12 protein-coding genes are annotated in these 12,353 nt (G+C 29.8%); all 12 read left to right on the plus strand.

The window, feature by feature from the left end:
* Positions 1-82 precede the first annotated feature (82 nt).
* On the plus strand, positions 83-1,099 hold the full coding sequence (gene pseB / locus GBO31_RS00110) for a UDP-N-acetylglucosamine 4,6-dehydratase (inverting) (protein ID WP_219006265.1): 1,017 nt from the start codon (positions 83-85) through the stop codon (positions 1,097-1,099).
* Positions 1,099-2,244 carry a UDP-4-amino-4,6-dideoxy-N-acetyl-beta-L-altrosamine transaminase gene (gene pseC / locus GBO31_RS00115; RefSeq protein ID WP_219006266.1) on the plus strand — a complete coding sequence of 382 codons (1,146 nt, stop codon included), beginning with the start codon at positions 1,099-1,101 and terminating at the stop codon, positions 2,242-2,244. Before pseB ends, pseC begins: the two co-directional genes overlap by 1 nt.
* Positions 2,237-2,944, plus strand: a complete 708-nt coding sequence (pseF, locus tag GBO31_RS00120; RefSeq protein WP_219006267.1) for a pseudaminic acid cytidylyltransferase — start codon at positions 2,237-2,239, stop codon at positions 2,942-2,944. The genes pseC and pseF overlap by 8 nt, the downstream gene beginning before the upstream one ends.
* Positions 2,922-3,944 (plus strand): UDP-2,4-diacetamido-2,4,6-trideoxy-beta-L-altropyranose hydrolase, encoded by a 1,023-nt coding sequence (gene pseG, locus GBO31_RS00125; RefSeq protein ID WP_219006268.1) that lies wholly within the window; start codon positions 2,922-2,924, stop codon positions 3,942-3,944. The genes pseF and pseG overlap by 23 nt, the downstream gene beginning before the upstream one ends.
* Positions 3,941-4,579, plus strand: a complete 639-nt coding sequence (locus GBO31_RS00130; protein WP_219006269.1) for a formyltransferase family protein — start codon at positions 3,941-3,943, stop codon at positions 4,577-4,579. Before pseG ends, GBO31_RS00130 begins: the two co-directional genes overlap by 4 nt.
* Positions 4,572-5,252, plus strand: a complete 681-nt coding sequence (locus GBO31_RS00135; protein ID WP_219006270.1) for a formyltransferase family protein — start codon at positions 4,572-4,574, stop codon at positions 5,250-5,252. The genes GBO31_RS00130 and GBO31_RS00135 overlap by 8 nt, the downstream gene beginning before the upstream one ends.
* Positions 5,230-5,940: a PIG-L deacetylase family protein gene (locus GBO31_RS00140; protein ID WP_219006271.1), complete on the plus strand. Its 711-nt coding sequence runs from the start codon at positions 5,230-5,232 to the stop codon at positions 5,938-5,940. Before GBO31_RS00135 ends, GBO31_RS00140 begins: the two co-directional genes overlap by 23 nt.
* Positions 5,941-5,945: 5 nt before the next feature.
* Positions 5,946-6,989: a pseudaminic acid synthase gene (gene pseI, locus GBO31_RS00145; protein ID WP_219006272.1), complete on the plus strand. Its 1,044-nt coding sequence runs from the start codon at positions 5,946-5,948 to the stop codon at positions 6,987-6,989.
* A 5-nt stretch (positions 6,990-6,994) separates the two neighbouring features.
* Positions 6,995-8,776, plus strand: a complete 1,782-nt coding sequence (locus tag GBO31_RS00150) for an asparagine synthase-related protein (protein WP_219006273.1) — start codon at positions 6,995-6,997, stop codon at positions 8,774-8,776.
* 290 nt (positions 8,777-9,066) lie between these two features.
* Positions 9,067-10,290, plus strand: a complete 1,224-nt coding sequence (locus tag GBO31_RS00155) for a hypothetical protein (RefSeq protein ID WP_219006274.1) — start codon at positions 9,067-9,069, stop codon at positions 10,288-10,290.
* Entirely contained in the window at positions 10,290-10,952 is a 663-nt protein-coding gene (locus tag GBO31_RS00160) for an acyltransferase (protein ID WP_219006275.1), read from the plus strand. Before GBO31_RS00155 ends, GBO31_RS00160 begins: the two co-directional genes overlap by 1 nt.
* Positions 10,952-12,298, plus strand: coding sequence for a hypothetical protein (locus GBO31_RS00165; protein ID WP_219006276.1), 1,347 nt, complete (start codon positions 10,952-10,954; stop codon positions 12,296-12,298). Before GBO31_RS00160 ends, GBO31_RS00165 begins: the two co-directional genes overlap by 1 nt.
* Positions 12,299-12,353: the final 55 nt, after the last annotated feature.

The raw sequence follows: 12,353 nt of genomic DNA on the forward strand, positions 1-12,353 counted from the left end.
TCATAAGAATTATAAGAAAAATAGAATTATTTTTGCAAAAAAATAATTTGAAAAACACAGAACAAAGATAAAATAAGAAATTATGTTGGACTTAAATGGAAAATCAATCCTTATCACTGGAGGAACTGGTAGTTTTGGCAAAACATTTACTAAGCTCATTTTAAAAAGATTTCCTAAAGTAAATAGATTGGTAATATTTTCCAGAGACGAACAAAAGCATTTTCAGATGGGACTAGAGTTTCCTGAAGATAAGTATCCTGCATTACGTTTTTTTGTTGGAGATGTTAGAGATAGAGAAAGACTATTTAGAGCGTTTGAAGGAATTGATATAGTTATTCACGCAGCAGCTATGAAACATGTTCATATAGCGGAATATAATCCTATGGAATGTGTAAAGACAAATATTTTAGGAGCAGAAAACGTAATTGATGCCGCATTAGCAAGTAACGTAAAAGATGTAGTTGCATTATCTACGGATAAAGCTGCTGCACCAATTAACCTCTATGGAGCTACAAAGCTGGCCTCAGACAAGTTGTTTGTAGCAGCTAATAATATTAGAGGTAAAAGAGATATTAAGTTTTCGGTAGTTAGATATGGTAATGTTATGGGGTCAAATGGATCGGTAATGCCATTTTTTTTAAAGAAAAAAGCAGCTGGTAAATTGCCAATTACAGATGAAAGAATGACAAGGTTCAATATTAGTTTGGAAGATGGTTGTGAAATGGTTTTCAACGCTATTGAAAAGGCTTGGGGAGGAGAAATCTTTGTTCCAAAGATCCCTTCTTATAAGATTACAGATGTTGCCGAAGCAATTGCTCCAGAAGCAGTACAAGAAATAGTAGGTATTCGTCCAGGAGAAAAGCTACATGAAGAAATGATAACTATGTCAGATTCTTTTAATACTTGGGATCTAGGAAAATACTATTCGATACTTCCGCAAAAACCAATTTTTGATTTAAACAAGTATGTAGAGCATTTTAACGCTACAAAAGTTCCGGAAGGGTTTTATTATAATTCAGGAGAGAATACTGATTGGGAGACGGTAGATAGTTTAAGAAAACTTGTTAAAGAACATGTAGATCCAAATTTCACTGTATAATGAAGGCAATACCTTACGGCAGACAATCTATTGACAAAGATGATATAAATGCGGTTATAGAAACATTACAAGCAGATTATCTTACTCAAGGTCCTAAAGTAAAGGAGTTTGAAGAAAAATTTGCTGCTTATGTTGGTTCCAAATATGCTGTTGCGGTAAGCAATGCAACTGCAGGATTACATATTTCGGTAGCAGCGCTTGGCTTGAATTCTGGAGATAGAGTAATTACAACACCAATCACATTTGCTGCTTCCGCAAACTGTATTAGATATTGTGGTGGAGAAGTTTGGTTTGCAGATATTGACCCAGAAACCTATTTGCTTTCCATAGAGAGTACTCGAAAACTTATCGAAAGCAAGCCTAAAGGGTTTTTTAAAGGAATTATACCTGTTGATTTTGCTGGTTTACCGGTAGATACAGAAGCTTTTAGAACACTTGCTAATGAACATGACCTTTGGATAATAGAAGATGCATGTCACGCTCCAGGTGGTTATTTTGAAGATTCTCAAAATGAAAAACAAATGTGTGGGAATGCCAAATATGCAAATATTGGTATTTTCTCTTTTCACCCTGTAAAACATATTGCTTGTGGTGAAGGCGGTATGATTACCACTAATGATGAAAAGCTTTACAAGAAATTACTTTTATTAAGAACACATGGTATCACCAAAGAAGATATGTCTGAAAATCATGGAGGTTGGTATTATGAAATGCAAGAATTAGGATTCAATTATAGATTAACCGATATTCAATCTTCATTGGGAATAACCCAATTGGCAAAAAACACCAATGGAGTTATTAAAAGAAATAAAATAGCAAAAAGATATAAAGAGGCTTTTGAAGGTAAAGTAAAATTCCAAGGACTTCCACAAAATAGCTATAATGCACATCATCTTTTTGTGATTGAGGTAGATAACCGTAAAGACCTTTACGACTTTTTAAGAGAAAATGGAATTTTTGCACAAATACATTATATACCGGTGCACACTCTTCCATATTATAAAGAGATAGGGTATAAAGAAGCAGATTTAAAAAATTCTGAAAACTACTATTCTAATTGTTTAAGCCTTCCGATGTATCCCACATTAACTTCGGAAGAACAAGATTTTGTCATTTCTAAAGTTTTAGAATTTATTCATGGGTAATCTTGCAATCATACCAGCTAGAGGTGGAAGTAAGCGTATACCTGGGAAAAATATTAGACCTTTTTTAGGGAAACCTATTATAGCTTATTCCATAGAATCGGCAATAGATTCAGGTATATTCGATTCAGTAATGGTTTCTACCGATAGCGATGAAATAGCAAAAACAGCAAAAGAATATGGAGCTGAAGTTCCTTTTTTAAGGAGTGTAAAAAATGCTGATGATCATGCAACACTTTCCGATGTTGTAATGGAAGTAATCCATTCCTATAAAGAAAAAGGAAAAGAATATGATAACATATGTTGTATATTACCTACAGCACCATTTATAAGCGGAAATAAAATAAAAAAAGGTTTTGAAGAACTAATTTCAAAAAAATTACAAAGCGTATTTCCAGTAATTGAATTTTCCTATCCTATCCAACGTTGTTTGGCTTTTGATGAAGGAAAAATAAAAATGGTATGGAATGAATTTTTAAATTCTAGATCTCAGGACTTACCAAAACGTTTCCATGATACTGGTCAATATTATTGGTTAAATACGAAAGCATTTTTAAAAGAAGGAACCTTATTTACTAAGAACTCTGGTGCGATTATTATTTCTGAGTTAGAAGCACAAGATATCGATACTCTAACAGATTGGAAACTTGCAGAAATAAAGTATGAACTAATGTTAGATTATGGGAAAGAAAATACTCTTTAGAGCAGATGGAAATTCTTCTATTGGTCTTGGACATTTGTATCGTCTTTTTGCCATAGTTGAAATGGTTAAAGAATTATACGAATTTGTGTATATAGTTCGTGCTTCTTCCACCTCAGGTATAATACCAAACGAGTATACAAAACTTTTGATACCTGAAAATGTAGATGAAAAAGAAGAGCCAGAATGGTTAGCGAAAAGGTATGCTCCAAAAGAACATATCATTATAGCAGATGGATATGACTTTGTATCAAATTATCAAAAGAAAATAAAGTCTTTAGGCTTTTCACTGGTTTATATTGATGATTTGGTAAAGGAACACATGTATGCTGATATTGTAATTAATCATTCGCCATCATTAAAGTCTTTAGATTTTAGTTCAGAATCATACACTAAATTTGCTTTAGGAACAGAATATTCGATTTTACGACCTTTTTTTATTGAAAAAGCAAAAGAGAGGAAGGAAAAAACAAGTATCAATAATGTTTTTATTTGTTTTGGGGGATCAGATTTTTATGATTTAACTTATAAAAGTGTAGAAGGAGTTGTTGGAATAAATGATGTAAAAGAGATTCATGTTGTGTTAGGAGGAGCTTATAATTATGAAGATATCCATGATTTGATCAAAGATAAAAAGGACAAAGTTTTTATACACAGGAATTTAGCTGAGAAAGAAATGCTTAATATTATGGATAAGTGTGATCTTGCCATAGTGCCAACAAGCACAATTTGTTATGAGGTTTGTTGTGTGAAAATGTTGATTTTTGGAGGGTATTATGTTGATAATCAAATAAATATTTATAAAGGATTTCTGAATAATGATGTTATTTATCCTGGAGGTGATTTTAAAAAATATTCTTCAGGTGATTTTAAAGAAAAAGTGGAGGATATAATGAAAAATCAAACTTCAGATTTCAAAAAAAAACTTGCAAATCAATATAAGTTGTTTGACGGAAACCAGAAAAAACGTTTTTTAAAATTATTAAATGAATTAGAAGTATGATAATTCAAATACTAGTTGACAACCCTAATTCGTGGATCATTCCATATACTAATGAATTAATAAATACTATTAAACTGAAATTTGGGTATTCACCAGTTCTCTTACATGATCATAGCGAAGTCGTAGCTGGTGAACTATTATTTTTGTTGTCATGTGAGAAAATTTTTAGAGCCCTTCATTTGAATAAGCATAATTTAGTAGTTCATGAAAGTGATCTTCCAAAAGGAAAGGGATGGTCGCCTGTTACGTGGCAGGTATTAGAAGGTAAAAAGGAGATACCTGTTACATTATTTGAAGCTGTTGAAAAAGTTGATGCTGGAGAAATATATTTTCAGAAAAACATTGAATTAATAGGGCATGAACTTATAGATGAAATAAAAGATATGCAAGGTAGAATTACCAATGAATTAATTTTAAAATTCTTGGAAAATTATCCAAAGATCAATGGAACTGCTCAAAAAGGAAAAGAAACATTTTATAAAAAAAGAACACCTAATGATAGCGAGCTGGATATTAATAAATCAATTAAAGAACAGTTTGATCTATTAAGAGTTTGTGATAATGAAAGGTACCCTGCTTTTTTTGTGCACAATACAAAAAAGTATATAATAAAGATTTATAAAGAAGATGAATAATTTTGTTGTATTATCAGAAAAAACATGGAATACCCGATTGGTAGAAAATCTAAAAAAAAATATTCCAGATGCTCAATGGTTACTGATAAATAATAAGAGTGATTTTTTATTAGAAAATTTAAAAAAAATCAATCCTAGTAAAATATTTATTCCACATTGGTCATATATTATTCCTGCGGAAATTTTTTCATCTTTTGAATGTATTGTTTTTCATATGACAGATTTACCTTATGGAAGAGGTGGTAGTCCTTTGCAAAATTTAATTGTTCGAGGACATAAAAAGACCAAAGTTTCTGCATTAAAAGTGGTAAAAGAGTTAGATGCAGGTCCGATTTATCTGAAACAAGAATTAGATCTTTACGGAACAGCAGAGGAAATTTTTATTCGTACCAATGAAACAATTGAAGAAATGATTGTTAAAATCGTTTCAAATAATTTATCACCTATTGAGCAGGAAGGAGAGCCAGTTTTTTTTAAAAGGAGAAAACCAGCTATGAGTGAAATAGCGCAGATAGATGAAATAGGTAAACTCTATGATCACATTAGAATGTTGGATGCTGAAGGTTATCCCAAAGCATATTTTGAAAATGATCACTTTAAATTTGAATTTACTAGAGCAAGTTTGAAATCCAATAATACAATATTAGCAGATGTTAGAATCATTAAGAAATAAAAGAATACTACTAGTAGTAGCGCATCCAGATGATGAATTATTAGGCTTAGGAGCTACAATGCACAAACTTATTAAAGAATGCAATTGCGCTATAAGAACGATAATACTAGGAGAAGGAATCACTTCAAGATCAGATAAACGAGATCCAAAATTGTGGGAGGATGAATTGAAAAAGCATAGACAAAATATTGAGGATGCTAGAGCAGCAATAGGTTATGAATCAGTTGGTGTTTATGATTTCCCAGATAATAGATTCGACTCGGTTGATTTGTTGGATATCGTTAAAGTAATTGAAGCGGAAAAACAAGAATTTCAACCAGAAATTATTTTTACTCATCACGGAGGAGATGTCAATATCGATCATCAAAGAACTTTTGAAGCGGTAATTACAGCTACTAGACCTATGGAACATGAAAAGGTGCATACAATAATCACTTTTGAAACGCCATCTGGTACAGAGTGGAGAGCATCTTCAGATCCTAAACATTTTATCCCTAATTTTTTTGTAGAGGTTTCTGAGGAAAATGTCGATGCTAAAATAAAAGGAATGGAAAGTTATGAATTCGAAAAAAGAGCTTTCCCTCATCCAAGATCACCAAAAGCATTGAAAGTTTTAGCACAGCAAAGAGGAATAATAGTAGGAAAAAAATATGCTGAAGCGTTTGTTATAATAAGAACAATAAGTTAAAAAAAATGAAGATAGGAAATAGAAATATAGGAGAGAATCATCCCTGTTTTATAATTGCAGAACTCTCAGCAAATCATAATGGAAGTTTAGAAGTTGCAATAGAAACAATTAGAGCAGCTAAAAGAACAGGAGCAGATGCCATAAAATTGCAAACATATACTCCAGACACTATGACCATTGATGAGAATAATGAGCACTTTCAAATTAAAGAAGGTACTTTGTGGGACGGAAAAACGCTGTATGAGCTTTATAAAGAAGCGTATACACCATGGGAATGGCATGAAGAGCTTTTTAAGGTTGCTGCTGAAGAAGGATTGATGTGTTTTTCTTCTCCTTTTGACATAACAGCTGTGGACTTTCTGGAGAAATTTGATGTACCCGTATATAAAATAGCATCTTTTGAGATTCAGGATATACCTTTAATAGAGTATACAGCTTCTAAAGGAAAGCCTATCATTATTTCTACTGGAATTGCAACAAAAGAAGATATTCAATTGGCAGTTGATACGTGCAGAAATGTTGGCAATGAAGATATTGTTTTATTAAAATGTACATCCTCGTATCCTGCACCATTGGACTTGGCAAATTTAAATACAATTCCAGATATCAAGAATCAATTTAATGTTGAGGTAGGTTTTAGTGACCATACGTATGGTTCTTTAGCTCCAGCAATTGCAACAACTCTTGGTGCTAATGTTATTGAGAAACACTTCATCCTTAACAAATCAATTGGAGGACCTGACGCAGACTTTTCACTAGATGAAAAAGAGTTTACCGAAATGGTAAAAGCTGTAAGAGATACTGAAAAGATGCTTGGTGTACCTAATTATGAAGTTTCAGAGAAAGTAAAGAAAAATAGAAAATTTGCGCGATCCTTGTTTGTAGTAAAAGATATAAAAAAGGGCGATGTATTATCTTCAGAAAATGTAAGATCTATAAGACCTGGAAACGGAATGCATCCTAAATATTACAATCAAATATTGGGCAAAACTGTAAATGAAGATATAAAAAGAGGAACTCCTCTTTCATTAAATCAAATAAATAGGTAACGCCTATGCTACTTTTATTTAATTATTCAAGTGTTGCCGGCACTAACGAACTTATTGCAAATAACCTATCATTTCAGTATAAACTTAATGATAGGGAGTATTTTTTTGAAAATGAAATAGCATTTTTTTTTCTAATCTCAAATGCTAATATAAAAGATGAATTAGAATCCATTTTTTCTAAAGATACCCTTAGCATTGAGTTGATAAAATCATCTCTTAAAGGTGATTATTTTGGCGTATTCATAGAAAAACTCACCTCAGAAATAATAGTGATCAGAGATAAATCAGGAATAAATACTGGATATTATCGACATGACGAGACAAACCGAAAATTGGTAATAAGTAGTTTAATGCATGAAATTACGCAATTTTCTTCTTGCAATTTTGATGATGAAGCCGTTTACCAGTTTTTATATTCTGATTACCTATGGGATGGTCAAACATTTTATAAAGAAGTAAACGAATTTAAAATAGGAGGAGAGTACTTTTTTGATAAGAACTTGCAATTACTAAGAGAGGAAAAATTTGAAATTGTTTTTGATAACAAGGAGAACGATCTTTCTGAACAACAGAATATTAGTGTTTTAAGAGAAAAAATAGTTGAGGCTCACAAAAAATATATCAATAAAGAAAATGTAGTTCTACTATCTGGGGGTATCGATTCAGTGGCAATTATTATTGCTTTAGATGATTTAATTAAAAAAGATAGAATAAAGGCTCATTCTTATAAAGTAAAAAACGCAATAAATGCTGATGAGACAGTATACGCGAAAAGCATAGCAAATCACTTGGATATCGATATTGATGTTTTTGAAACGGAATTAAGACAAAATACATCATCGTTAGAGTTTGAAAAATTAATATTAAAAATGAATAATCCATATATGGGTGTACACATTTTTAATGATAATTTTGAAAATGTTGATAAGATAACATACTACGCTGGTCAAGACACAAGACTTCATACCCCTTCGGTCAATAAAGTAGATTTATTAGCATTCAACTTAATTAATAAACCAAAAATAATTTTAAAATCACTAAATGGACTTATGTATATTTTAAGACCATTGTTTAAGTTATTTGAAGGATCTAGGAATAGAAAATTAAGAGGTCTATTAAGGGTAACATATATTTTTAATCTAAAAAAATACGTGTATAAATACTATTTTAAAATAGATAAGATGCACCTTAAATCTCAGGATTTACCTTTAGAGTTTTTTGATAAGTTTAAAAGCAATTATCAATTAGATTTAAGTAAAATTAATACTGCAAGAGGCTTGTATAATGAAATTGTAGCGCTAAAATGGAGAGAACAATACGTTTCGGATATTAGATATTTACAAGATATGGCTAGAATGAATAACTCATATATAGCTTTACCTTTTTATGATATGGAGATTGCGAAATATAAAGCTGGAATACCCTTTAATTTAGCAATAAAAACCATGCTTGGGAAGGCTGAGTTCGGGGAAGCAAAAAAAATCGTTTATAAATATTTATTGCGTATGTCTCTTAAAGATAAGATAGATGATAAAACGTTCTACAGATCCAAAGCTGCACCAGCAACATTTTATGTTCTTTTTAATGAAGGATTGTCAAATACTATAAAATCAGTTTTCACCTCTGATTTAAATTCGGAAAAACCATTTATCAAAAAATATAAGTTAGATAGGTTTATTAATAAGTTTATGGAAAAATCATTACCATGGAAGGAAGAGGATCAAGGCTATTTATTAAAAATATATAATACCGCAGCAATGATTTGTTATTATAACAGATTAATTTAAAAATGGAAACAAATTTATATTGTAAAAGCTATTAAAAAGTAACTATAGTTATTCCCAATAAGATTTTTATTAATTGAAATTTAGATTTATTGATATTCTTATAGATTTTCGAACTAAAAAGATGTAATATTAAAATAAAAATAATTGCATATAAATTCGGAGTAGTTTTTTGAAGACACTTTTACGGTTAAAAAGTAGTTTCATTTTGGTCAAATATGACTATAGTCTCAATTTGAACGTGTTCCAAATTTCTATGAAAATCACCATAATGATTAAACATTAAAGCATATATGCAGTTAATAAAAAAAAACTATGCTCTATTGAAATTTATTTCATTAAGTTATTTTGATAAAGCGATTATTTTTTTAGTACCGTTACTGGTACTTTATCTTTTTAATAGTAAGTCAATTTACGTATCGGTAGAGTATATTTATTCTATTGTACTTGTCGCTGTCCCTTTTTTAGATTTCGGATTAACAGGATATTTTTTTTATTATTATCGTGAACATAAGTCTAAAAGAACAGCAATAATCGCAATATTTAACGCATTTCATATTCTTTATGCAGTATTGTTTACGATTGGTATTCTTTTCATTTTGGTTCATTACTTATGGATTCCTTTTGAAGATTATATTGTTTTTATAGTATTTAGATGTCTTTTCGTAGTACTGTTTATGTTTCTATCTTCTTATTATAGGTTGGTAAACAAACCTCAGAAAGCACTTTTTGTTACTATTATTTCAAATATAATTTCATTAATCACAATATTTTGTTTTTATATTTTAAAACTAGAAGTTAATGTTTTTATAGTTTTTGTAGGACAAATTTTATTTTGTTTTTATTTCTTTTTCAAAATCATCAAACGATTTGTCAAAAAAATGAATATAAATAAAAAAGTACTTTATGCTATTTTACACAAGTCATTTCTATTCTCTTGGCCAACTATTATTCAGGCTTTTTTAATAATGTACATTGCCAATTACGGAAAAGTTAATGCACTACATTATTTGACTTTAGATGAAGCAACCTTATTATCTTTAACACAACGATATGCTATGTTAATTCAATTAACGCACACATCTATAGTTGCTTTTTTGATGAAAGATTTATATTTAGAAGAAATTAAAGAAATTAACTTAAAAATACTTTTAAAATATATTACCCTTATAATATTAAGTGCTATAGTTGTATTCATAGTTCTTAGCATTAATTGGTATTTTAAAGCAATTGATATTACGAGTGAAAGGATTTTTCAGGTTTCTATAGCTATAATTGTATATACAGTATTGTGGTGTATTTATTCATATATTGAAATATTTTATAGTAGGGAAAATAAAAACATTATTAAACTTTATTTAGCTATTGTAAATGCATTAGTTTTTATAGGGGTAATAAGTCTGTTTTCAATTCCTTTTCTTGAAAAAGTAATTTATGCGATGACGTGCAGTATCTTTGTGGCTTTAGTTACATCTACTGGTATTTTAATAAGAAGGCGCTATTATTTTAAAATATAATGAAAAATATTACAACACTTTTAATATCAATAATTCCAATTAATAAACTGAAGATTTATATGTATAACAAAATTTTTGGGTTTAATATATCATACGAATCAAAATTAGGGTATTTTAATATTTTTAAAGTAAATAAATTTGTTGTACAAAAATCAACTATTGGCAATTTTAACCTTATTCAGGCTGATAAAGTTATATTAAAAGAAGGAGCCTGGATTAATAAATTTAATAGGATCAAAAACTGTAATAAATTAATTTTAAAAGAAAAAGCCATTATTTTTAGTTGGAATTTTATCGCTGGTATTCCTATGAATAGCACCCATAAGGGGCTCGTGTTTGAAAGACAAAATCTAACTTTAGGCAAAACTTCAGAAATTTTAAGGAGTAATTACGTGGATTTGACAAATGAAATTACAATTGGAGATAATGTTGTTTTTGCCGGAAACGGGTCAGAGTTATGGACACATGGTTTCGATACAAAAAGGAATTACCAAAGTGGATCTATTGTTCTCGGAAATAATATTTTCATAGGTTCTAACTGCACTTTTACAAAAAATGTGTCAGTTTGTGACAATGTAACAATTGGACCATCATCGGTTATATATAAATCAATAAATGAAGAAGGAGTTTATTCTTCTCAGAAATTATACAAAGTAAAATAATGAAGAACATTTGTTTCGTTTCGAATTTTGAGAAGACTTATGTTTTTGATGGTGTTGCTCGAATTTTAAAAGATCAGCATCAAATTAAGGTTTTTTGGATAGTAGTTAATTCTAAATACTTGAAATATTTGTCTGAAAAGAATGACTTAGATGAAATTTTATATATCCATAAAGATTTAGAAGCACATGAATCAGTTGGGGATTATAAAATAAACGAATTAGTTGCGAATGATAGATTTTTATCTCTGGATAAAGAAGTTGGGTTGCGCTTTTTAAACAGTATCCAGAAACCAGTGTATGAATTCATTAGAAAAAACAAAATAACAACTATTTTTGGAGAATTGACATGGTCTCATGAACTACTAATTAGTAGAATGGTTAATACTAATGTTGAGTTAGATTGTAGATATTATAATCCTCATGTGGTTCGAATTCCGAATGGAAGATTTGCTTTCTTTAAAGAAGAAAAAGAGGACCTCAAATTAGATGATAATGTACACTATCAAGAATTAAATCACCCATTAATTAAATTAGAAAAACCAGACTACGTAAATGTAAATGATAAAATAGTAAATGAATCATTAAAGCTTAAAACAAAATATAATAGATTTCAACGCTTTCTATCGAAGAAGAATGTGGAGAAAAATGATCCTAGCTTATTGTATAATTTTAAGGATAGATTGAAAAGGGGCTATACTGAGGAGAAAAATAGAAGAAGATATTACAGTATAAAAACAATTTCATTTGATGAAATAAAAAATAAAAAGTATGTAGTTTATCCTCTCCATAAACAACCCGAAGCGTCTATTGATGTATTAGGTAAATACTACAATAATCAATGGATAAATATTTTTAATATATGGAAGTTACTTCCAGGAGATTGGTGTTTAGTTGTTAAAGAGCATAGCAATGCAATTGGAGATAGAGATAAAAGTTTTTATCAAAAAATACAGAATCTTCCGAATAGTTACTTAGTAAATGAAAAGACCGATTCTTACGCTTTAATTAGAAATTGTCAAACTATTTTTACCGTTAGCGGCACCATTGCATATGAAGCTGCTTTAATGGAAAAAACTGCTTTTACATTTGCCCCCATGTTTTTCAATAAGCTAAAATACTGCCATCAAATTTCTATAGAAGACTTTAACAACTGTGATAATTTATCAGCATTGATTTTGGAAAAAAATGGGGAAAATGATAAAAAAATGAGTGTTAAGGAGTTTTCTAATTTTGTGTATCATCACTCTTTTGAAGGAACATGGACACCTACGTCTCCTGATGTGCTCTCGCAAAGAAACCTGAATTTGTTGTCAGATGCTTTGATTCAACATCTAAATAAATCATAAAGCGAAAGGTATGGTCATAAGCAGATCTAAATTAAACACTTTTGTTTTTGGAATA

This window comes from Aquimarina litoralis (assembly GCF_019295435.1).
In the GTDB taxonomy this organism is placed as follows: domain Bacteria; phylum Bacteroidota; class Bacteroidia; order Flavobacteriales; family Flavobacteriaceae; genus Aquimarina; species Aquimarina litoralis_A.

Coding starts and splice junctions, on each gene's coding strand:
- pseB (WP_219006265.1), top strand. CDS start 83: ATGTTGGACTTAAATGGAAAATCAATCCTTATCACTGGAGGAACTGGT.
- pseC (WP_219006266.1), top strand. CDS start 1,099: ATGAAGGCAATACCTTACGGCAGACAATCTATTGACAAAGATGATATA.
- pseF (WP_219006267.1), top strand. CDS start 2,237: ATGGGTAATCTTGCAATCATACCAGCTAGAGGTGGAAGTAAGCGTATA.
- pseG (WP_219006268.1), top strand. CDS start 2,922: ATGGGAAAGAAAATACTCTTTAGAGCAGATGGAAATTCTTCTATTGGT.
- GBO31_RS00130 (WP_219006269.1), top strand. CDS start 3,941: ATGATAATTCAAATACTAGTTGACAACCCTAATTCGTGGATCATTCCA.
- GBO31_RS00135 (WP_219006270.1), top strand. CDS start 4,572: ATGAATAATTTTGTTGTATTATCAGAAAAAACATGGAATACCCGATTG.
- GBO31_RS00140 (WP_219006271.1), top strand. CDS start 5,230: ATGTTAGAATCATTAAGAAATAAAAGAATACTACTAGTAGTAGCGCAT.
- pseI (WP_219006272.1), top strand. CDS start 5,946: ATGAAGATAGGAAATAGAAATATAGGAGAGAATCATCCCTGTTTTATA.
- GBO31_RS00150 (WP_219006273.1), top strand. CDS start 6,995: ATGCTACTTTTATTTAATTATTCAAGTGTTGCCGGCACTAACGAACTT.
- GBO31_RS00155 (WP_219006274.1), top strand. CDS start 9,067: ATGCAGTTAATAAAAAAAAACTATGCTCTATTGAAATTTATTTCATTA.
- GBO31_RS00160 (WP_219006275.1), top strand. CDS start 10,290: ATGAAAAATATTACAACACTTTTAATATCAATAATTCCAATTAATAAA.
- GBO31_RS00165 (WP_219006276.1), top strand. CDS start 10,952: ATGAAGAACATTTGTTTCGTTTCGAATTTTGAGAAGACTTATGTTTTT.